The organism is Kribbella sp. NPDC006257 (genome assembly GCF_040613535.1).
GTDB lineage: Bacteria > Actinomycetota > Actinomycetes > Propionibacteriales > Kribbellaceae > Kribbella.
In genome coordinates, this window is sequence record NZ_JBEXSJ010000055.1 from 15,387 (window position 1) to 36,093 (window position 20,707).

Annotated in this window: 17 protein-coding genes; 10 read left to right on the forward strand and 7 right to left on the reverse strand. The window is 67.0% G+C overall.

Annotation, left to right across the window (positions count from 1 at the left end; genetic code table 11):
* Positions 1-74: 74 nt before the first annotated feature.
* The 3 genes from ABZ004_RS38415 to ABZ004_RS38425 form a co-directional block, all read right to left on the reverse strand.
* The gene (locus ABZ004_RS38415) at positions 75-728 is read right to left on the reverse strand and encodes a hypothetical protein (RefSeq protein ID WP_355686917.1); all 654 of its coding nucleotides are present in this window, start codon (positions 726-728) and stop codon (positions 75-77) included.
* Between the two features lie 98 nt (positions 729-826).
* Positions 827-1,576 carry a hypothetical protein gene (locus tag ABZ004_RS38420; RefSeq protein ID WP_355686919.1) on the reverse strand — a complete coding sequence of 250 codons (750 nt, stop codon included), beginning with the start codon at positions 1,574-1,576 and terminating at the stop codon, positions 827-829.
* Positions 1,573-2,154 (reverse strand): RNA polymerase sigma factor, encoded by a 582-nt coding sequence (locus ABZ004_RS38425; RefSeq protein ID WP_355686921.1) that lies wholly within the window; start codon positions 2,152-2,154, stop codon positions 1,573-1,575. The genes ABZ004_RS38420 and ABZ004_RS38425 overlap by 4 nt, the downstream gene beginning before the upstream one ends.
* 43 nt (positions 2,155-2,197) lie before the next feature.
* On the opposite strand from ABZ004_RS38425, the gene ABZ004_RS38430 reads away from it, so the two are divergent.
* Complete coding sequence (locus ABZ004_RS38430; protein ID WP_355686923.1) at positions 2,198-3,073, forward strand: serine/threonine-protein kinase; 876 nt, start codon at positions 2,198-2,200, stop codon at positions 3,071-3,073.
* A gap of 33 nt (positions 3,074-3,106) precedes the next feature.
* On the opposite strand, the gene ABZ004_RS38435 is transcribed toward ABZ004_RS38430, so the two are convergent.
* Entirely contained in the window at positions 3,107-6,349 is a 3,243-nt protein-coding gene (locus ABZ004_RS38435) for a discoidin domain-containing protein (protein WP_355686925.1), read from the reverse strand.
* A gap of 130 nt (positions 6,350-6,479) precedes the next feature.
* Between ABZ004_RS38435 and ABZ004_RS38440 the strand changes: the two genes are divergently transcribed.
* Together ABZ004_RS38440 and ABZ004_RS38445 are read left to right on the forward strand one after the other, a co-directional pair.
* Complete coding sequence (locus tag ABZ004_RS38440) at positions 6,480-7,385, forward strand: serine hydrolase (RefSeq protein ID WP_355686927.1); 906 nt, start codon at positions 6,480-6,482, stop codon at positions 7,383-7,385.
* A gap of 9 nt (positions 7,386-7,394) precedes the next feature.
* Complete coding sequence (locus tag ABZ004_RS38445; RefSeq protein WP_355686928.1) at positions 7,395-8,048, forward strand: hypothetical protein; 654 nt, start codon at positions 7,395-7,397, stop codon at positions 8,046-8,048.
* Positions 8,049-8,331: 283 nt separating this feature from the next.
* Here ABZ004_RS38445 and ABZ004_RS38450 read toward each other — a convergent pair whose 3' ends face one another.
* Positions 8,332-8,994 (reverse strand): transglycosylase SLT domain-containing protein, encoded by a 663-nt coding sequence (locus ABZ004_RS38450; protein WP_355686930.1) that lies wholly within the window; start codon positions 8,992-8,994, stop codon positions 8,332-8,334.
* 123 nt (positions 8,995-9,117) lie between these two features.
* Here ABZ004_RS38450 and ABZ004_RS38455 point away from each other — a divergent pair, with 123 nt between their 5' ends.
* Positions 9,118-12,297 carry a TIM-barrel domain-containing protein gene (locus ABZ004_RS38455; RefSeq protein ID WP_355686932.1) on the forward strand — a complete coding sequence of 1,060 codons (3,180 nt, stop codon included), beginning with the start codon at positions 9,118-9,120 and terminating at the stop codon, positions 12,295-12,297.
* Positions 12,298-12,300: 3 nt separating this feature from the next.
* Here ABZ004_RS38455 and ABZ004_RS38460 read toward each other — a convergent pair whose 3' ends face one another.
* The gene (locus ABZ004_RS38460; protein WP_355686934.1) at positions 12,301-12,729 is read right to left on the reverse strand and encodes a hypothetical protein; all 429 of its coding nucleotides are present in this window, start codon (positions 12,727-12,729) and stop codon (positions 12,301-12,303) included.
* A 121-nt stretch (positions 12,730-12,850) separates the two neighbouring features.
* On the opposite strand from ABZ004_RS38460, the gene ABZ004_RS38465 reads away from it, so the two are divergent.
* Positions 12,851-13,321: a hypothetical protein gene (locus ABZ004_RS38465; RefSeq protein ID WP_355686936.1), complete on the forward strand. Its 471-nt coding sequence runs from the start codon at positions 12,851-12,853 to the stop codon at positions 13,319-13,321.
* Between the two features lie 4 nt (positions 13,322-13,325).
* Here the strand turns inward: ABZ004_RS38465 and ABZ004_RS38470 are convergent, their stop codons facing one another.
* Complete coding sequence (locus tag ABZ004_RS38470) at positions 13,326-14,564, reverse strand: Gfo/Idh/MocA family oxidoreductase (RefSeq protein WP_355686938.1); 1,239 nt, start codon at positions 14,562-14,564, stop codon at positions 13,326-13,328.
* A 59-nt stretch (positions 14,565-14,623) separates the two neighbouring features.
* Between ABZ004_RS38470 and ABZ004_RS38475 the strand changes: the two genes are divergently transcribed.
* The 5 genes from ABZ004_RS38475 (at position 14,624) to ABZ004_RS38495 (ending at position 20,692) form a co-directional block, all read left to right on the forward strand.
* Complete coding sequence (locus tag ABZ004_RS38475) at positions 14,624-15,766, forward strand: ROK family protein (protein WP_355686940.1); 1,143 nt, start codon at positions 14,624-14,626, stop codon at positions 15,764-15,766.
* Between the two features lie 107 nt (positions 15,767-15,873).
* On the forward strand, positions 15,874-17,124 hold the full coding sequence (locus ABZ004_RS38480; protein ID WP_355686942.1) for a sugar ABC transporter substrate-binding protein: 1,251 nt from the start codon (positions 15,874-15,876) through the stop codon (positions 17,122-17,124).
* A gap of 8 nt (positions 17,125-17,132) precedes the next feature.
* Entirely contained in the window at positions 17,133-18,125 is a 993-nt protein-coding gene (locus ABZ004_RS38485) for a sugar ABC transporter permease (RefSeq protein WP_355686944.1), read from the forward strand.
* A complete protein-coding gene (locus ABZ004_RS38490; RefSeq protein ID WP_355686946.1) occupies positions 18,118-18,930 on the forward strand; it encodes a carbohydrate ABC transporter permease in 813 nt (270 codons plus the stop codon). Before ABZ004_RS38485 ends, ABZ004_RS38490 begins: the two co-directional genes overlap by 8 nt.
* A gap of 19 nt (positions 18,931-18,949) precedes the next feature.
* On the forward strand, positions 18,950-20,692 hold the full coding sequence (locus ABZ004_RS38495) for a DUF4832 domain-containing protein (protein ID WP_355686948.1): 1,743 nt from the start codon (positions 18,950-18,952) through the stop codon (positions 20,690-20,692).
* The last annotated feature ends 15 nt before the right edge of the window (positions 20,693-20,707 follow it).

A 20,707-nucleotide genomic window follows, 5' to 3' on the forward strand; every position in this document is an offset into this window, starting at 1 on the left:
GCGCCCGCCGCCTGCCAGATCCAAATGTGGACACTCCCCGAGGACCAATGTCATCGGGGAGTGTGCGGGCCGGGTCAGTTCAGGCGGCCGACGGCGACCTTCGCGATCGACTCCATCGTCTGGCCGGCCGGGCCCCAGGTACCGGTGACCTCGATGATGCCGAAGTTGGTGCCCTTGGAGAAGACGATCGCGCCGCCGCTGGCCCGGGTCTCGCTGCCGCGATACGACAGCGCCCAGGTCGCCGTACCGGAACCGACCGGCGAGGAGCTGGTCTTGCCGTAGTGGAAGTCCCACGGCGACGAGCTGCCCTGGCAGCCGCGGATTCCGCTGTCGAGCAGCGTCTTGGCGTAGGCCTTGGCCTGGGCCGGCGTCTCCGCCTGGGCGACCGACTCGTAGAGCGCCACGTTCTTGTTCTTCCGGCTCGTCCAGGCGGCCGTGAACGGCTTCTTGGCCCCGGGCAGTACGGCGGTCCACGGGTTGCCCTCGCCGAGGCAGCCGGAGAAGTCCTCGTCGCGGTTCAGCGTAACGGTCGCTGTGTCCAGGGTCACCTGGATCGCGCTCAGGTCCTCGCTCTGGATCAACTGGCTCGAGCCCAGGGCGACGAAGGTGTCACCCGGATCGGCCGTCGCGATGCTCGGCCGCCAGCCGAGGCCGATAGAGGCCACGGAGGCCGCGAGCGCGCCGGCCATGACGGTAGCGGCAAAGGTACGAAGAACTCTGCTGGACATCTTGAGGACCCCTTCTCTGGTCGTGCTGGTGAGCACGGCTTGTTTGTCGTCACCACCAGAGAGGGGACGGGTCGCGGTTTTGTTGGATGCGACTTTTTTCAGTCGAGCCGGCCGGCCGCCGTGCGGCTCAGGCCGGCCAGCTGCTGGGAGGCGTTGCCGCCGGCAACCACGCACGCGGGCTCGTCGCCGGCGCTCGCGCAGAAGTTGATCTCGAACACGCCGACGTGGATGCCGCGCCGCATGACCGCGATCCCACCGTCGATCTTTTCGCCGCTGGGTGCCTTGCCGGTCGTGTTCAGGCTGCCGTCGACGCTGCCGAGCCAGCTGACAGTGGTCACCGGGTCGAGGTTCTCCTGGTGCGTCGGGCCGTAGACCCAGTGCCCCGGCTCCTTCTTCTGGCAGGCCTCGAGCTTGCGGAGAACCTTGGTGTAGCTCTCCGCGGCCTCCTCTTCGCTTTTAGCAGCGATCACCTGCTGATAGGCGACGATTTTCTCGGCCTCCCACGCTCGCTGGACCGGCGGACCGCTCACCGCGACGTTGTCCAGCGTCTCCATATTGTCGCAACCCACCAGTTCCAGCCGGACGTCCGGCGGCCGCTGGGTCACCGTCAGGCCGACCTTGCGGAAGTCGGCGTCGGTCAGCATGTTCGCCGCCACAACCGGGCCCCCGTCGGGCGCGCTGGAGGTGTGCGGAGAGCTTGGCCGGGGAGTTGTCTTCAGCGTGGTCGGCGTCGGGCCGGGCTTGCCGCCACCGTCATGGCCGCCGCGGTCGGGCAGCACGAAGGCGCCCACCAGCGTGCCGAGCGCGGCCGCGGCGCTGAGCACGGAGACCGCCAGCCTGGTCTTCACGAGAACCTCGCCCCGTCCACCCGTAGTCGCGGCTCCATGAACTTGCGGGCCCGGTGGATCCGGTCCTTCACGGTGCCCATCCGGGTCTTGGTCAGGTCGGCGATCTCCTGGTAACTCAGCTCACCGAGGTCGCGCAGGATGAATGACTCCACCAGAGCAGGATGACTCTGCTCCAGCTCATCCAGCGCATCGAGCAGGTCGAGCCGGGTGCCGGCGATCACGCTGGTGGTCCGCGGGTCGGGCGACTCGGGAACGGCGCTCACCCCGCTCAGCGCATCGGCCCGGTCCCGGAGCGAGCGATAGGTGGACCGGGCGGAGTTGGACGCGATCACGGTCACCCACCCGAGGAAGGACCCACGTCCGGCGTACGACGTGAGCTTGCGGCTGATGATCAACAGGGCATCCTGAGCGGCGTCCTCGGCGTCGGCGTGGTGCGGGAGGAACTTGGTGCACCGGCGTAACACCACCGGCCGGACCCGGAGCAGCACCTCGTCCAGAGCCGCCTGGTCGCCGCCCTTGGCCGCCTCCACCAGGTTCTCCAGAGCATCGTCGTCCTGCATCACTATGTAGGTCTCCACTCTTCCGCTGACTGACCGGCAACTTGGTACATCATTAGCCATGATGAGACACATCGGGCGCTATCGCTTGGACCGCAGCGTCGGCTCCGGCGCCTTCGCGACCGTGTGGAAGGGGTACGACCCCGAGCTCGAGACGACCGTCGCGGTGAAGGTGCTGGCCGACAACTGGGTGCTGCACGCCGACGTCCGGGAGCGTTTTCTGAGCGAGGCGCGGGTGCTGCGCCGGATCGAGAGCAGGCGGGTGATCCGGGTCCACGACGTCGGCGTGGACAACAACCGGCCGTACTTCGTGATGGACTACATCAACGGCGGTACGCTCGCCGACCGGGTCGGGAAACTGGAGCCGGACGAGGCGGTGCGGCTCGCGGCCGAGGCGGCGGAGGCTGTCCACGTCCTCCACGAGGCGGGTTTCATCCACCGCGACATCAAGCCCAGCAACCTGCTGCTCGACGAGACCACCGAGCCGGTCCGCGTCCTGGTCGCCGACCTGGGCAGCGCGAAACGCCTCGCCGACGCCAGCGGCTACACGGTCACCGCCGGTACGCCGGCCTACATGGCCCCCGAACAGGTCGGCGGCCTCGGCGACTTCGACGCCCGCGCCGACGTCTACTCCCTCGGCGTCCTCACCTGGGAACTCCTGTCCGGCGATCGCCCGGAAACCACCTCGCACCGACGTCGGCCGCGCAAGCCGGCCGAGATCACCGGCATCCCTCCGCGAGTGGCCGAGCTCCTCAACAGCGCCATCGACCACGACCCCGCCCAGCGCCCTCGTGACGCCCAGACCTTCGCCCAGGCGCTGATCGCAGCAAATGCGGAGACCGGCCGCGTACGCCGTACCGGGTGGTCGGCCTCGCTGGTCTGGACCACCTCGCTCGTCGTCTTCGCACTCGCAACGATCATCGCCTGGCTGAAGATCTGACCACGTCCCCGGCGCCAGGAGTTCCGGACCCGACTAGCTGTTCCAGACCTCGAAGGATGAGATCTGACCGGCGATCCAGCCGGTGTTGGCGGTGATGTTGAGGCGGAAGTAGCGCTGGGTCGTCGGGGTGAAGGTGATGGTCACCGTGTTGTTGTTGCCGGGGGCAAAGGAGTAGCCGGCGGACCCGACGACGGTGCTGAAGGTCGTGCCATTGGTGCTGCCGAGAACGGACAGGGTCTGAGTGCGCTGTCCCCACCCGGCCGGCAGTTGCAGGACGATCCGGCCGGCGCTCTGAGCGGAGCCGAGATCGACCTGGAGCCACTGTGGGAAGGCGTTGTTCGCGCTCTCCCAGTACGTTGCCTGGTTGCCATCGGTCGCATTGCTCGACTGGTAGACATCGTTGTGGCTCGACTCGCCGGTGGCCTTACCTGCGGCGAGGTTGGTGTTGGGCGTATTGCCGCCGGTGCCGCTCGAGTACACCTCGAACTCCGAGACCTGTCCCGCAGGCCAGCCACTGTTGCCGGTGATGTTGACCCGCAGATAGCGAGCGTTCGTCGTCGGAACGGTGATGTTCACGACGTTGGCCGGTGAGGTGAACGTGTAGGTCGCGGACGCTACCGGCGTACCGAAGTTCGATCCGTCGGTGCTTGCCTGGACCGACAATGTCTGGGTGCGCGTGCCCCAGGCCGACGAAGGCGGTAGCTTCAGCGTCACCTTGCCGACGCTGCGCGCGGCTCCGAGGTCGACCTGCAGCCACTGCGGGAAGGCGTTGTTGGCGCTCTCCCAATAGGTGTTCGCATCGCCGTCCGTTGCCGTGCTCGCGGCCTGCGTGCCGTTGACCTGGCTGCTCGCCGTTGCAGGCTTGCCGAGGGCAAGGTTCGTATCGGTCCCGATCCCGTTGCCTGACAGGGAGATCGAGGTCGGGCTGTTGTTGGCGTTGCTCGTCAAAGTGACGCCGCCGGCACGTGCTCCCGAAGCGGTCGGCCGGAAGGTGACGGTGACCGTGCAGGACGCGCCGACTGCCAGAGTCGTGCAGTTGTTGGCCTGGCTGAAGTCGCCCGAGGTGGACACGCCGGAGACGGAGGCTGACGCCGTACCGGAGTTGGTCACCGTAACCGCTTGGGTCGCCGAGGAGCTTCCCACCAGCGTGTCCGCGAAGGACAGATTGCTCGGGTTCGGGTTGAGGATCGGCCCGGGGGCGACGCCGGTGCCCGAGAGCGCGACCGTGCTGGTGACTCCGGCTGCGGTGACTGTCAGGTTGCCGTTCCGGCCACCGGCTGCGGTCGGGCTGAAGGTCACGTTGATCGTGCACGAGGCGCCGGCCGCGATGCTGGTGCCGCAGTTGTTGGTCTGGCTGTAGTCACCGGTGACCGCGACCGAGCTGACCGGTGCCGCGGCGGTACCGCTGTTCGTGACGGTGACAGGCTGGGCGGAACTCGCTGCGCCGGTTGCCACGGAGCCGAAGCTCAGTGCGGTCGGGCTGACCGAGATCTGCGAACCGTTGTCCGGCAGGTACGGCGGGAACGCGGGCGAGGTGATGTTCTGGCACTGCCCGGGAGCGAAGATGCCCGAGTTGCCGCCGCCATCGGTCAGTGTGAAGCCGACGCCGCAGTTGTAGATGGGTCCGGGCGCCTGTGTGCCGGTGGCCGTGCTGTTGGTGATGGTCGCCGAGCCACCGACCTGCTCCTGGACCACCCAGGTCCCGGTGTTCTGGATCGTCGCGTTGTTGATGTGCACGTTGGCGATGTTCGAGCCCGAGACGAACTGGATCGCCTCGAACGGGCTCTGCTGGATCAGCAGGTTGTCGACGTTCGTCAGGCCGGTCATCGCACCGTCGCGCGCGTCGAACCACAGTGCTCCGACGCCGAAGTTCCAGTTCGGGTCCAGTCCCCCGGATCGGATGATCGTGTTGCGTAGTACGTCCGTGCGGCCGAGCATCGTCGAGCCGAACCGCTGTGCGACGTGGATCCCGCCGCCCTGGGTGAGGCCGGCGTCGATCACCCGGTTGTCGGTGACGAAGTTGTCGTGCCCGCCGTAGATGGCGATGCCGTTGGCAAGGATCGGGTACTGCACGGTGTTGTGGTCGAACGAGTCGTTGACGTCGGCGTTCTGCTCGGCCCAGGTGGCCAGGCCGTCGTCACCGAGGTTGCGCAGATCGCTGTTGGTGACCTTGGAATTGGTGACGCCGTTGTGGAAGTTCACCCCGTCGGCCGTCACGTTGCGGATCCGCATCCCGCTGAAGACCAGGTTGGTGAACGGGCCGTCCATCCAGGCGCCGACCTTCTCGTGCTCGATCCACACCCGGTCGACGGTGGAGTTGTTCAGCGCGCCGCCGATGCCGTTCACCTGGGCGCCGTCGTTGCGCTCCTGGACGTCACCGAAGATGGCGAAGTCCGACAGGTGTACGCCGCTGCTCGCGTTCGGCGCGTAGTTGCCGTAGAAGCCCGGCGCGGCACCGACGACGGTCGAGCGCCACATGCCCGCGCCCTTGAAGGTGATGTTGTTCAGGATCAGGTGACCCGGGATCTTGAACGTTCCCGCCGGGATCCACACGGTGCCACCCGGACCGGCCGCGGCCATCGCCGAGTTGAACGCGTTGGTGGAATCCGCGGCACCCGTCGGGTCCGCGCCCTGACTCGTCACCGAGACCGAACCGGCCGGCTGGGAGAGCGCACCCGCGACGTTCTCGAAATCCGCGAAATCGATCGTGTACGACGAAGCGGTGTCCTCCGCGTCGACCTGCAACCGGAACTTGGTGCCGGCCGGGTAGGTGGTCGAGAACAACCGGTGTGCCTCGTCGTAGAAGTGGTGCGGGTTGCTCCCCGGCGAGTTGGTGAACGGATAGCCGCCGTAGTACCAGCTGTACGCGTTCGTCAGGGTGACGTTGGGCTGCTTGGTGCCGTTGACGTAAAGCGACAGTGGCGCGGTGTAGACGGAGCCGCCGCCGGTGTCCGGGATGCTGTAGCGGAAGACGATCGAGTTGGTCGCGGCGGGCGTCGTGAACTCAACGAACTTGCCGGTCCCCTGCAGCGTTACCGCCTTCCGGTACGACGCCTCCGCAGCCAGCGTGTTGTACGCCGCACTCGGCCCGATCACGGTCCCATTGGTCGACGAGTTCTCAGCCTGTACTTCGACGTACGGCAAGGTGGCTCCGACTCCACCGGACGCCACAGCCCACGCCGGCGCGGCAGCAACAACTGTGATTCCAGCGGCGACCAGCGCACCGCAGAGGGCCCCGACGCGAGCCCTCCCACTCCAGTTGCTCAATCGGGACATGGGCGGCTCTCTTTCGACGGGGGCGTGGCGAGACCGTAACGCCACGGACACATCGACGCAATATCTCAATCAATCTTTGCAAGAAACAGACCTCGCCCAATGCCTGGGATCGGGAACCTAGGATCTGAGCGTGATCGATGAGCTGCTGGACGACTTCATCCGGGCCGATCGGGACGACGGGCTCGGCGTCTACGGGATCTGCGTGTACCGGGAGGGGGAGCCGCTGGTCGAACGACGGACCCGGTCCGACGACCGGGTGAACCTGTACTCGGTCTCGAAGGCCTTCACCTCGGTGGCGCTGGGGATGGCCGAGGCGGAGGGCCGGCTCGGCCTCGACGACCGGCTCCTCGATCACTTCCCCGAGCTCCGGACGATCGCCGCCGACGGGGTCGAACAGGTGACGCTACGGCAGCTGGTCACGATGACCAGCGGGACGAGCCACGAGTGGTTCGCCGAAGTCCGGATCGACGCGGCGGACCTGCTGCACGAGATCGTTGCCGCGCCCCTCGCCGCGGAGCCCGGAACCACCTTCTCCTACACAGGTTCCGGCCCGTACGCCGTCGGCCGCGTCATCGCGCGGGCCACCGGTGCGAACCTGCGCGACTACCTCCTACCGCGGCTCTTCGCCCCGCTGGATCTCCACAACCCCGCCTGGCACACCTGCCCGAACGGCTACCCGTTCGCCGAGAGCGACCTCTTCCTCCGCACCCACGAACTCGCCCGCTTCGCCCGACTCCTCCTGCAGGAAGGCGAATGGGAGGGCCGGCAACTGGTCCCAGCAGATTACGTACGCCGGATGACGTCCGACCCGGTCGACACCAGCACCGTCACCTACGGCGGCTCCCGCTGGACCCACGGCTACGGCCTCGGCGTCTGGATCGACGAGAACGACACCTACCGCATGGACGGCCGCTACGGCCAGTACGCCCTCATCAACCCCACCACCCGCACCGCCATCACCGTCACCGCCCACTCCGAAGACGATCCCAAACTCCTGGAAGCCCTCCACACCCACGTACTCAACCGCCTGAGTTAGCGTTCGCGGGTGGACGTTCAAGTGATCGAGGGTCGCCTGCTCGAAGTACCGACGCCGGATGCGACCGGAATGGACCGGCGGGCTTTCGGCGAATTCATTTCTCCGCGCGGCGAGCTCGCGTCCTATGCCATCGGCTGGACCACGGGCCAGGATCAGCACATCGGCCGGATCTCGATCGGCATCGGCGCCGGCAACCCGGGCGGCGCAACCTTCCACGCGGTGATCTTCGACAACGGCAGCGAGTATGCGTTCAGCCTGATCGACGAGCCCTTCGAGCGAGTGCCCGAAGGCGGTCCGGACCTCACCGCCGCGCAGGCTCGGGCGCACGACACCCTGCCGTTCATCTGGTGGGTGGCGGACAACGCGATGTTCCAGGACCGTCGAGCGCTGTGGCTGAGGCACTGGCTGGTGGGGACCACCTGCATCCAGACCCCGGAAGTCTTCGAGCGGCGCGAGCCCATCCTCCTGGTCACCTACGACGACGATGACGGACTCTGGCAGCTCATCGGCAGCACGGGCGCGGAGGACGAAGGCAAGCTCGGCCACCTGAGCCACGCGATCGACGAGGACCAGACCCTGCTCGACGTCCTCGACCTCTCCCCCGGCGAGACGGCCACCCGCGAACACCCAGGCGGCCCCTGGACCCGGCACATGCCTGGCTGAGGTGCTACACCCGGAGGACGATCTTGCCTCGCCGCGCCGGTGGGCCTCCTGCGCGGCGGCCTCTTCGACATCGAGGACGGAGACGAGGAAGCCGCCGTCCTTCAGCACCTGCACCGGAACGGAGGCTGGTGTCGCCCGCGCGATCGGGTCGAAGACCACATCGACCGGGACCTGGGCTCGCCGTCCAACGTCTGGACTACGCCCGCCGGCTCCTCGAGGACACCGACTGCCGGTCGACCCAGATCGCCGAACGCACCGGCCTCGGCAGCGGAACCAATCTCCGTCACCAGCTCCGCGACAGCGCGGTCGCCGACTTGGCCCAGTTCTGGTGGAGGTTGTCGAGGTAGGACTGGGCCTGGGAGCCCGGCTTTGCACCGTTGGCAAAGGCGCGCATGTTGCGGGCGCCCGCGTTGTAGCCGAGGGCAAGCAATTCGTCCTTCCTGAACTTTCCCGTACCGCGAGGCAGGCGCGCGGCGAGATCGTGGAGATGCCAGGCAGCCGCCTCGATCGCGAGCTCCGGATGGTCGGGCAACTCGTCCCAGCTCCGCCGGGCGAACGAGCGGCCGCGCTTCGCTTCGTCGAAGGCCGCCCTGTGCATGTTGGCGATCCCGAAGGCCGCGTCCGGCTTGATGTGCTGCCAGGAGCGTTCCAGTTGCGGGTTATGCGGCTTGTAGTCCTCGTTGTACAAGATTGCCATCAGCAACTGAGGGCTGATCCCTGCTCGCCCGGCCGACCGACGAACCTGCCCGGCGAACTGCGCCGGGTCATAGTTCTCGAACCAGTCAGCCTCCGGCGAAGGCTTGGGGATCGACGGCGTCACCGAGACCTGCGGTTGCACCGCCGGCTTCGGCAAGTCAGCGGTCGAGTCACTGGAGTCGCCACCGCGCGCAGCCCACGCCGCCACGATCACGGCACCCGCCGCGACCCACCACCAGCCCTTGCTCACACCAGAACGATACGGCCCGCGCCGGCCGAGGTCTGGACACGCTCCGCCCGGATGTGGTCACATACCGTCTGCACGAAGTTTCCATCGTTGTAGATCCGCCCCTCCAAGGATCGGAGTTCTATCGTGCAAAAGACCATCGCGCTCACCCTCGCTGCCTGCGCCGTGGCGGCCGGCACCGTCGCCCTGCCCGCCGCCGCCAGACCTGACCGGCAGACAATCGTCGCGGGCAACGCCAGATTCCAGGTGCTCTCGCCGACCTTGATCCGGACCGAGTACGCCGGTGACGGACGGTTCCAGGACGCCGCGACCTTCAACGCCGTCGGCCGAAACGCCTTCACTCCGACGCCGTTCACCTCCTCGACCACCAACGGCGTACTGACCATCCGGACCAGCGCGGCAACGCTGACCTATCGCCTGGGCTCTGGTCCGTTCGACGCCGGCAACCTCGGCATCAGCCTGAACGCCGGACCCGCGAAGGTCGCTGCCGCCCCCTGGCATCGGCTGACCTGCACGGTCGGTGCCTTGTGCGAAGCCGAAGACATCACCGCGGACGGCCTAGGCACGGCGACCGACCACAACGGCTTCACCGGCGGTGGATTCCTCGCCGGCTTCGAGACCACCGGCGCCCAGGCCAGCGCGAACGTGGACGCCACGAAAGCAGGCACCTACACATTCGCCGCCCGCTATGCCAACGGCACCGGTGGCGACGGCAAACACGAAGTACGGACCCTCAGTTTGTCTGTCGATGGCGGTCCGCCCCAGAGCATCACCCTCGCCCCGACCAACGACTGGGATTCCTGGGCGCTCGCCTCCGCACCGCTCGCGCTCGGCGCCGGCCATCATCTCGTGAAGATCAGCCGGTCGGCGACCGACTCGGGCAACATCAACCTCGACAGCTTCGCCGTCCTGGAGGCGAACACTGCCTACCCACCCGCGTCCGCGCGCGCCTACGGCGACTGCGCCTTCGGGGTCAGTTGCGAAGCCGAGGCCGGTCTCCCCGGCGGCTCGGCGACGCTGGCAAGCGACCATCCGTCGTACGCCGGGCGTGGTTTCGTCGCCGAGCTCAACGAGGGCGCGAGCCTCACCCAGCGCATCGTCGGTGTCCCCGCCGACGGCACCTACGACCTATTTCTGCGCTATGCGAACGGCGTCGGCGGCGACGGCCGTCACGAAACGCGAACCGCCGCTGTCACCGCCGCCGGCGTCACCCGTACTGCGTCCTTCCCGGCGACCGCCGACTGGAACGCCTGGGCGACCACGTCGGTCCCGGTCGATCTCAAAGCGGGCACCAACGACGTCGTCGTCAGCTGCCCCGGTACGACGAGTTGCCACGTGAACCTCGACACGATCGGAACCGGAGGCCCCGCACCGCAACCACATCTCGCGCTCGGCGGCTATCGCCGTGGCCTCGATGGTGTCAACGGCGACAACGGCTCCCCGTCCACCACCGAAGGCCTCCTGCACCAGGACGGCTGGTATCTCCTGGACGACACCACCTCAGCGCTCTACAACGGCGGCCGGGTCACCCAGCGCCCGACGCACGGCGCGAACCCTTACCAGGATGGCTATGTCTTTGCCTTCGGCCACAATTACAAGGCGGGACTCGGTGACCTGGCGACGTTGACCGGACCACCCGAACTGCTACCGCGATGGGCCTACGGTGTCTGGTACTCGGAGTACTTCGATCGCACCGCCGCCGACTACCGCGACACGATCCTGCCGCAGTTCCGCGCGAACGGCGTACCGCTGGATGTGCTCGTCACCGACACCGACTTCAAGGCGCCGGACACCTGGAACGGCTGGGAGTTCGACCGGACGAAGTTCCCCGACCCGGCGGCGTTCTTCGCCTGGTCCAAGTCGCAAGGTCTGCACAACAACCTCAACATCCATCCCAGCATCATGGGGTCCGACCCACAGTTCGCCCAGGCGCAGGCGACCGCGAAGGGCAAGCTGACCAAGTCCGGTTGCGGCACCGACTGCTACGTCTTCGACTGGGGCGACCCGGACCAGCTCAAGGCGTACCTCGATCTGCACCGCGAGATGATGCGACAAGGCAACGACTTCTGGTGGCTCGACTGGTGTTGCGACAGCTCACGTTCCAGCCTGTCCGGTGTCACGCCGGATGCATGGATCAACCAGCAGTACGCCGATCTGGCCGCGCCGGCCATAGGTCGCGGGTTCGCCATCTCGCGGGCCTATGGTTCGCTGCAGGCCGGCGGTTACGGCGGGCCGATCGGGCTGGCTACGGGTCCCTGGGCGGACAAGCGCAGTACGTTGCACTTCACCGGCGACACGTCCTCGACCTGGGGCACACTCCGGATGGAGGTCGGCATCACCCCGGCCGAGTCGGTGGCGACCGGCATGTCGGCGATCAGCCACGACATCGGCGGTCACAACGACACCACCGGGCTGCCCGGCAGCGAGATCTACACCTCCGGTGGCCAGCAGCGCCGGACATTCAAGCTGCCCGACGACATGTACGCCCGCTGGGTCCAGCTCGGCACGTTCCAGCCGATCGACCGGCTGCACAGCAACCACAGCGACCGGCTGCCGTGGCAATACGGTACGGCGGCCGCGCAGTCGGCGACCCGTTTCCTCAACCTGCGCGAGAACCTGGTGCCCTACACGTACACCCTCGCCCAGCAGGCGGCGACAACCGGCGTACCGGTAGTTCGTCCGACCTATCTGGAGTATCCGGAAGAGGCTGCCGCCTACACCGCCGCTGGCAACGAGTACTTCTACGGCCCCGATCTCCTGGTTGCTCCGGTGACGACGCCGGGGACGCAGGCGACCACCACAGTCTGGTTCCCGCCCGGCCAGTGGACGGACTACTTCACCGGCAAGACGTACGCCGGTGGAACGACCCAGCAGGTCACCAGCTCCCTGGACACCATGCCGGTCTTCCTGCGTTCGGGCGGCATCATGACCACCCGCACGGCCAACGTGACCAACGACGTACAGAACCCACTCACAAAGGTCACCGCGACCGTAGCCACCGGCGGCAACGGCCGTTTCACCCTCTACGAGGACAACGGCTCGACGACCGACAAGTCGCAGAGCGCGAGGACGAGGCTCACATACACCGAGAACCATGGCGAGCACACCTTGTCCATCGGCCCGTCACAAGGCCGGTTCCCTGGCCAGGTGAGCGCACGGGAATGGACCGTCAAGTTCCTCGGCGTACCGACGGCACCGGCAAAGGTCAGTGCCGATCACCAGGACACCCACAACTGGTCCTGGGACGCCGCCACCCAGACCCTCACCGTGAAGGTCGCCTCCGCCAACCATCGGATCTCGTTCTGAGAGTCAGTCGAAGGGACCCGAGCCGGGTTCGGTGCGACCACTGCCGAACAGGTCGGACCCGTCGGTGGTCCGGCGCGGCTCGGGGATCCGGTCGGCGTACCGCTTGACGCGGGCGATCGCGAGCAGGATGGGAAGCGCGACGAGCCCAACAATGAGCAGCAGTACGCCGGGGACCCGGTAGTCGGGATCGCGCACCAGCAAGATCCCGGCGACCGCCGAGCCTGCCGCCACCGCACCCCACGGGCCGAGAGTCCAACGCCGCGCCATCCCCGCGACCGCCACCCAACCTGCTACTACGGCGACCACGGCCGCCACCGTCGACGCCGCACTCCCGTCGAGCATCGCCGCAGCCACCAGGGCCGCGGCGAGGACGAGGAGCGCAAGCCAGACAGGAACCCTTGGCGCTGGTCGCGAATCGCGCAGTTCAGTCACGGCGCCCCACATTACAAGGCTCCCGGTGCGCCGCCTACCCGACAGCCAACCCCAAGCGAAACCCTTTCGGCCTCCGCCAAACAGCACCCCGCCTCGCCCCCATCCGGGAAAAAGTAGGACCATGAGAATCGGACAATGCAAGACCGTGGCGCTCGTCGGACTACTGATGAGCGTTCTGGCCGCAGGTGTGATGACGCCGGCCACTGCAGCACCCATCAACAGTGGGTACGGCGAGCAGCAGGCCGGTGGAATCTCGCCGGCTGTGGTCGCCGCCGCACCGACAACCTCACCGGCCGCTGCCCAGCGATTCCAGGTACCGGCCGGATGGTTCGAAGAGTGCCCGACCGGCTACGTCTGCGCGACGGTTCCGTACGGCAGCGGTTCTTACGTCTTCAGATTTCTCCACTACGCCACCTACACCCTGTACAACTGGAACGGCGTTGGCGTCGTCGACAACAGGCAGACCGGTGGTGCGGCCGCCCGTCTCCTGGGCAGCAACGGCGGCCAGCTCATCTGTAAGACCCCGCCGGTCCGCGACACCGTCAATTGGGGCCCGATCTACTACATCCAACTGACCGCAAGCACCTGCTGAGTCGCTAGGTCAGTGTCACCACCGTGCCCTCCGTTCGAGCCTCCTCGGCGGCCCAGACGACCCGATGCGTAGCGAGACTTGCGGCGGCGTCCGTTGGCAACAAGCTCGGATCGCCGGTGGCGACCGCGCGCAGGAAGCTGGCGGTGAGCTCCTGGTCGCCACCCCCATGACCATCGCCGTCAGCCTCCGGTACGGCGAGCAGCTCTTCCTCACCGGTGCGGAAGTCGACCAGCCGGATCGTGCTGCCGTCGCCGTCCAGGAAGCCATGCGTGCCGAGGAGTCGGGTGCGGCGATGCTCCATCGGCGTGAACGCGCTCATCGTGAACGAGCAGGTACCCCCGTCGGGGAACTCCAGGTTCACCACCTGATGGTCGACCACATCGTTGTCGCACGCATACACGCAGCGCCCGTACGGACCGGTTCGGAGTGCTTCGAGGACGCCCGCCTCGGTGCGCTCGTTCGTCACCGCACCCAGCGGCCAGAAGTGCTGATCGGGATCGGCCAACGCTCCGAGATAGAGGCGCTTGGCCGAGTAGGGACAGCTCGCGTTGAGGGGACAGTCGACACACCGCGCTGCCGCCCGCGGCGGTCGCTCGGAGGCCTTGAAATGCGTGAGGCTGCCGAACGAACTGACCCGCGCCGGCATCGCGCCGAACAGATGCACGAGCCAGTCGAGATCGTGACAGGCCTTGGTGAGCAGCATCGGCGCCGAGGTGTCCGAGCGCCGCCAGTTCCCGCGGACGAAGGAATGCGCCTGATGCCACCAGCCGACCGGTTCCAGGTGCTGTACGTTCACCAGCCTCCCGATCCGGCCGGACTCGAGGAGCTCCTTCAGCATCCGCGTGTACGGCGTGTATCTCAGCACATGGCAGACCGCCAGGATGATCCCGTTGCGGTGCGCGGCAGCGGTGATCGCCCGGGCATCCTCCTCGGTCGTCGCCATCGGCTTCTCCAGCAACAGGTGATAGCCGAGATCAGCCAGCCGTACGGCGGGTGCCGTGTGCAACTGGTCCTGCGTCGCCACGATCGCCGCATCCCCAAGTCTCCCGGCAGCGGCGAGGTCGGCCCAGTCGGCGTACCGGTGTTCGCTCGGTACGCCGAACTCGTCGCCGAGCGCCGAGCGCCGGACCGGATCCGGCTCGGCGATCGCGACCACCCGCGCACCCCCGTCGCCGACCGCACCCCGGGCGTACAGCTGCCCCCGCAGACCGCCGCCCACCAGGGCTAGAGTCACGCCAGTCATGGATTCCTTCCCGCGCCTACGATAGGTAATTATCCAGGAGTCCATCATTATTGGCAGCGATGTCGAAGAACCTCAAGGGGGCGGCGATGACCGAGGAGCAGAGCGGCGGTGACCTGTCCCGGCTGCGCCAGCTCAACGCGATGGCCGTGATCCGGATTCTGCGCTCCGATCAGCCACTGACGCTGACCGAGCTGGCCAAGCGGACCGGTCTGTCCCGCGCCTCCACCGAGGACGTGGTTCGTGAACTGGCCGGCCGCGGCTGGGTCGCCGAGCTCGAACCGGCGACCGGCACCCTCGGCCGGCCCGCCCGCCGCTACCGGTTCGCCGCCGATGCCGGCCGGGTGCTCGGCATCGACATCGGCGGCCATACGATCCGCGCCCTGGTCGCCGATCTCGACGGTGAGGTGACGAGCTCGGCTGTGCTGAACGTGACGCCGCAGCTCGGCCGCCTGCAGCGGTTGGCCGTCCTCGACGACTGTGTCGCCGCCGCACTGACAAAGGCCGGAACAACGCCCGATCAGATCTGGTCGACCGGCGTCGCCACCACCGGTCTGGTCGACGGCACCGGCAAGGTGATGCTGTCGGATTCGCTGGCGGAGTGGACCGGTGTCGACTTGGCCGGCCACCTGAAACGCCAGGTCGCCGGGGACGTCCGGGTCGAGAACGACAGCAAGCTGGCCGCGCTGGCCGAGTCGTGGCGCGGGGTCGCCCGGCACGCCAAGGACGTGGTGTTCCTGCTGGCCGGCCTGCGCACCGGTACCGGCCTGATCATCGACGGCAAGCTGCATCGCGGTTTCGCCAACGCCTCCGGCGAGATCGGCGCCCTGCCCGCGGTCGGCTGGCAGCGCGCGCCGGAGCATCTGCGCGCCTGGGCCGGCACCCAGGAGGACAAGTTCGGCGACGTCTTCCTGGCGGCGCGCGACGGTGATCGCGAGGCCGTCCGGGCGGTCCGGAAGTACACCCGCGACGTGGCGGTCGGCGTCTCCGCGCTGATCCTGACGCTCGATCCCGAGCTGCTCGTGATCGGCGGCGGCTTCTCCCGGTCGGCCGACGTGGTGGTCGAGCCACTGCGCCGCGAACTCGACCGGTGGTGCCTGCGCACGCCGGAGATCCGGGTCTCGACGTTCGGTGACGAGGGGGTCGCGTTCGGCGCGGTCCGGCTCGCGCTCGAACAGGTCGAGGCCATGATTGCCCGGAACTGACCAGTTCTGAGCAGATTTGCGCATCGATTTCCGCTGAACCCTTGACATCATTTCCATGGACTCCATGATTAATCCCATTCACTGCGGGACGTTCAGGAGGAACCGGGATGAGGATGGCGAAGGTGCTGAGCGCAGCACTGCTGACAGGTCTGCTGGCCGTGGCGGGGTGTTCGGGCGGCGACGACAAGGCGGCGTCCGACCCGAACGCGAAGGTCACGCTGTCGTACGGCGTCTGGGACGCCAACCAGAAACCGGTGATGGAGTCGCTCGCGGCCGAGTTCACCAAGACCCACCCCAACATCACCGTCCAGGTCCAGCTCACCCCGTGGGCGGACTACTGGACCAAGCTCAAGGCCGCCGCGACCGGCGGGGCGGCACCGGACGTGTTCTGGATGAACGGCCCGAACTTCCAGCTCTACGCCTCGAACAAGGTGATCGCACCGATGCCGGGCGACGCGGACCTGTCGGTCTACCCCAAGCCGCTGACCGACCTGTACACCTTCGAGGGCAAGCCGTACGGACTTCCGAAGGACATGGACACCGTCGCGGTCTGGTACAACAAGAAACTCTTCGACGCGAAGAAACTGCCCTACCCGAAGGACGACTGGACCTGGGCCGACTTCCAGGACACCGCCGCGAAACTCACCGATCCGGCCAAGGGCGTCTACGGCACCGCGGCCCAGCTGGGCAGCTTCCAGGAGTACCAGTACGACACGATCGCCCAGGCCGGCGGCTACGTGATCTCACCGGACGGCAAGAAGTCCGGGTACAGCGACCCGAAGACGATCGCCGGCCTGAAGTTCTGGACCGACCTGATCGAGAAGAAGAACTCCCCCGACCTGAAGACGATGACCGACACCACGCCGATCCAGCTCTTCGAGGCCGGCAAGATCGCGATGTACTGGGGCGGTTCGTGGAACGTCTCGGAGTTCACCGCGAACAGCTACACCAAGGGCAAGGTCGACGTCGCCCCGCTGCCCAAGGGTGAGAAGCAGGCCACCATCATCCACGGGGTCGCCAACGTGGTTTCGACCAAGACCGCGCACCCCGACCAGGCCTGGGAGTTCGTCCGGTACCTGGGCTCGAAGGACGCGGCGGAGCTCCTCGGCCAGAAGGGTCCCATCCCGGCGTACGACGGAACGCAGACCGCGTGGGTCAAGGCGCATCCCGAGCTGAAGCTCCAGACCTTCCTCGACTCCGTCAGCTACTCGGTGCCGTTCCCGGTCTCGAAGAACACCGCCGCCTGGAACGAAGCCGAACTCACCTACCTCACCAAAGCGTGGACCGGTGCGGAGCCGATCGACAAGGCCGCCACTGAGCTCGCCGATGCCATGAATACGCTGCTGGCGAAGGAATGACGGCGACGATGACCCCACCGCAGCATTCCGCGACCGCGGATGCGCGGCGTGGAGCGGAGCGTGGGGGGTGGTGGAGGAGGGGCCGGGCGCTCGGGCGGCGGCGAGGCCCCGGCCGCCTCAAGGAGGCCTTGTGGGGTTACGCCTTCATCGCCCCCACCGGGTTGGGGATCGCGGTCTTCTACCTGTGGCCGGTGCTGCAGACCGCGTACTTCTCGCTCACCGAATGGGGCGCGTTCGGTGGGCACACCTGGACGGGGATCGACAACTACCGCCGGCTGGTCGACGATCCGGAGGTCGGCAGGGCGCTCGTCAACACGCTGACCTACACGGGTCTCGGCCTGCTCAGCATCCCGCTCGCGATCGGCTTCGCAGTCCTGCTCAATCGCAAGGGCATGCGGTTCGTCGGCCTCTACCGCACGTTGTTCTTCCTCCCGGTCGTCACGATGCCGGTGGCGATCGCGATGGTCTGGCGGTGGCTCTACAACGGCGACTACGGCCTGATCAACTACCTGCTCTCGCTGATCGGCATCGACGGGCCGAACTGGGTCGCCGACCCGGCGACCGCGCTCTACGCGCTCGTCGTGGTCGGCATCTGGAGCAGCGTCGGCTACAACCTGATCATCTTCCTGGCCGGCCTCCAGGCGATCCCCAAGGAGTACTACGACGCTGCCGCCATCGATGGGGCCAGTCCCGCTCGCCAGTTCTTCCACGTCACGCTGCCGTTGCTCTCGCCGACCGCGTTCTTCGTTTCGGTCGTGTCGGTGATCGGCTCGCTGCAACTGTTCGACCTGGTCTACGTGATGGCGGGCTCCGGCGCCGGTGCGCGGGCGAACCCGGCGTTCCCCCGGCTGGAGACCGTCGTGCAGTTGTTCTACGACCGAGCCTTCGTCACCAACGACCGTGGCTACGCGGCCGCGATCGTGATGATGCTGCTGCTCATCATCGTCGTCCTGACCGCCCTGCAGTTCCGGTTCCAGAAGAGGTGGGTGCACTATGCGTAAGAAGAACACTGGCGTGCACACCATCCTGGTCGCCTCGGCGCTCGCGATGGTCGCGCCGTTCGTCTGGCAGATCATCACCTCGCTGAAGTCGTTGAGCAATGCAACGAAGGTCCCGCCGTCGCTGCTGCCCGAAGGCCGCTGGGACAACTACAGCAAGGTCTTCGACGTACTCCCTTTCGGTCACCAGTTCCTCAACACCGTGCTGATGGCCGGGCTGCGGACGATCGGCCAGGTGCTGTTCTGCTCGATGGCCGCCTACGCCTTCGCCCGACTACGGTTCCCCGGCCGTAACGTCCTGTTCGGGATCCTGCTGTCGGTGTTGATGGTGCCGCCGCAGCTGTTCATCATTCCGCAGTACCAGATCATGTCGTCGCTCGGCTGGCTCAACTCCCTGCAGGCGTTGGTGGTTCCGGGGTTGTTCAGCGCATTCGGCGTCTTCCTGCTCCGCCAGTTCTTCCTCGGCCTGCCCAGAGAACTCGAGGAAGCCGCAGCCATCGACGGCGCCGGCCCCGTCCGCATCTACTGGTCGATCGTGCTCCCACTCGCGCGGCCCGGCTTGGTCGCGCTGGCTCTCCTCGTTCTTCTCTGGTCCTGGAACGACCTGTTCTGGCCGCTGGTGGTCAACACCGACCCCGGCAAGATGACGCTGTCCGCCGGTCTCGCCTCCCTCCAAGGACAGTTCCAGACCGACTACCCCGTCCTGATGGCAGGCTCCCTGCTCGCCTCCCTCCCCATCATCGCCATCTTCACCCTGCTCCAACGCCAGTTCATCCAAGGCATCGCAACATCCGGCATCAAAGGCTGACTCCAGGAGGCTCCCGCCCATGAGAACCCTGAAACTACTGGCCGGCGTCGCAGCCGGCACCCTCGCCGCCGCACTCGCGATCGTGTCACCCGCCTACGCCACCATCAGTGGGCCCTCGGCAACCAACGACGCGACCACCGTCACCTATCAGTTCACGTTCACCGGCGCCCCGCAGTACGCGCGCACCTATATCGACACCGACCGGAACACCGCCACCGGCTACGCGCAGGGCGGAATCGGGGCCGACTACCTGCTGGAGAACAACAGCCTGTACCACCACAACGGCGGTGGCTGGAGTTGGACGCTGGTCACGACCGTGACGTACTCCGCCACCGGCGGCGTCGCCCGCTGGACCGTGAACCGCGCCGACATCGGCGAGACCGCGACCCCGAACGACGCCGATCTCGTCTTCCAGGTCGAGAGCCCACTGGAGACCTCTTCGAAGCTCACCCACGTCTACAGCGGTGGCGGTGGCGGCTCTGGCTCGCAGGTGAACTACACGGCCGCGACCGACAACTTCGCGAACCCGGAGCGAGGGCTGTACCACCACACGGGAGACTGCGACAAGACCGACTTCTCGCTTGCGACCTTGCAGAGTTATCGCACCAGCCAGGGGATCTCGCTAGTGATGTGCGTGTTCTACCTTGCAGAGTTCAAGAACTCAGCCATCTCGCAGGCCGCTTTGGATCAGCTCCAGCAACAGCTCACGACGGTTCGCGCTGCTGGATTGAAGATGATCCTGCGCTTCGCCTACACGACCTCGACGACCGGTGACGACGCGCCGCTGTCCCGGGTGCAGTCGCACCTCGACCAGCTCGCGCCGTACCTGAGCAGCAACAAGGACGTCATCGCCGTCATGCAGTCAGGGTTCATCGGCGCCTGGGGCGAGTGGTACTACACGCAGAACTTCGGCAACGCCGGCACCGTGACCTCGACCGACTGGGCCAACCGCAAGGCGGTCGTCGACAAGATCCTCAGCGTGCTCCCGTCGGACCGGATGGTCCAGCTCCGGACTCCGAAGATGAAGCGGACGATGTACTCGACCAGCCCGGTCGCCCCCGGTTCGGCGTACAACGGCTCGGCACTGTCCAGGCTCGGCCACCACAACGACTGTTTCCTGGCCAGCCCGGACGACTTCGGCACCTACGAGAACACCTCGGTGGAGTATCCCTACCTGCAGTCGGACACCACGTACGTCGCGATGGGCGGCGAAACCTGCGGCGTGAATGCTCCCCGCTCGACCTGTCCCACCGCACAGACCGAGCTCGCGCAATTCCACTGGTCCTTCATCAACACCGACTACGAACCCAACGTGCTGAGCTCCTGGAACGCCGGCGGCTGCCTGGCCGACATCACCAAGCGCCTCGGCTACCGCTTCACCTTGCAGAACGGCACCTACCCGACGACCGCCACCAGAGGCGGCAGCCTGCCGATCACGATCAACCTGCAGAACACCGGCTACGCCACCCCGTACAACCCCCACAACGTTGAGCTCGTACTGCGTAACACGTCCACCGGCGCGCTCACCCGACTCGCTGTGAACACCGACCCTCGCAAGTGGACGCCCGGCGCGACAGCGACGATCTCGCAAACGCTCACCGTGCCGTCCAACCTCGCGACCGGCTCCTACGCGCTGCTGCTCAACCTGCCCGATCCGCAGCTGTCCACCCGCCCCGAGTACTCCGTGCGCTTCGCCAACCAGTCCACCTGGGAGTCGACGACGGGCATGAACTCGCTCCTCCGCACCATCACCGTCAGCTAGGCGAAGGAATCCACC

Coding starts and splice junctions, on each gene's coding strand:
- ABZ004_RS38475 (WP_355686940.1), top strand. CDS start 14,624: ATGTCGAAGAACCTCAAGGGGGCGGCGATGACCGAGGAGCAGAGCGGC.
- ABZ004_RS38485 (WP_355686944.1), top strand. CDS start 17,133: ATGACCCCACCGCAGCATTCCGCGACCGCGGATGCGCGGCGTGGAGCG.
- ABZ004_RS38435 (WP_355686925.1), bottom strand. CDS start 6,349: ATGTCCCGATTGAGCAACTGGAGTGGGAGGGCTCGCGTCGGGGCCCTC.
- ABZ004_RS38430 (WP_355686923.1), top strand. CDS start 2,198: ATGAGACACATCGGGCGCTATCGCTTGGACCGCAGCGTCGGCTCCGGC.
- ABZ004_RS38465 (WP_355686936.1), top strand. CDS start 12,851: ATGAGAATCGGACAATGCAAGACCGTGGCGCTCGTCGGACTACTGATG.
- ABZ004_RS38480 (WP_355686942.1), top strand. CDS start 15,874: ATGAGGATGGCGAAGGTGCTGAGCGCAGCACTGCTGACAGGTCTGCTG.
- ABZ004_RS38495 (WP_355686948.1), top strand. CDS start 18,950: ATGAGAACCCTGAAACTACTGGCCGGCGTCGCAGCCGGCACCCTCGCC.
- ABZ004_RS38415 (WP_355686917.1), bottom strand. CDS start 728: ATGTCCAGCAGAGTTCTTCGTACCTTTGCCGCTACCGTCATGGCCGGC.
- ABZ004_RS38490 (WP_355686946.1), top strand. CDS start 18,118: ATGCGTAAGAAGAACACTGGCGTGCACACCATCCTGGTCGCCTCGGCG.
- ABZ004_RS38470 (WP_355686938.1), bottom strand. CDS start 14,564: ATGACTGGCGTGACTCTAGCCCTGGTGGGCGGCGGTCTGCGGGGGCAG.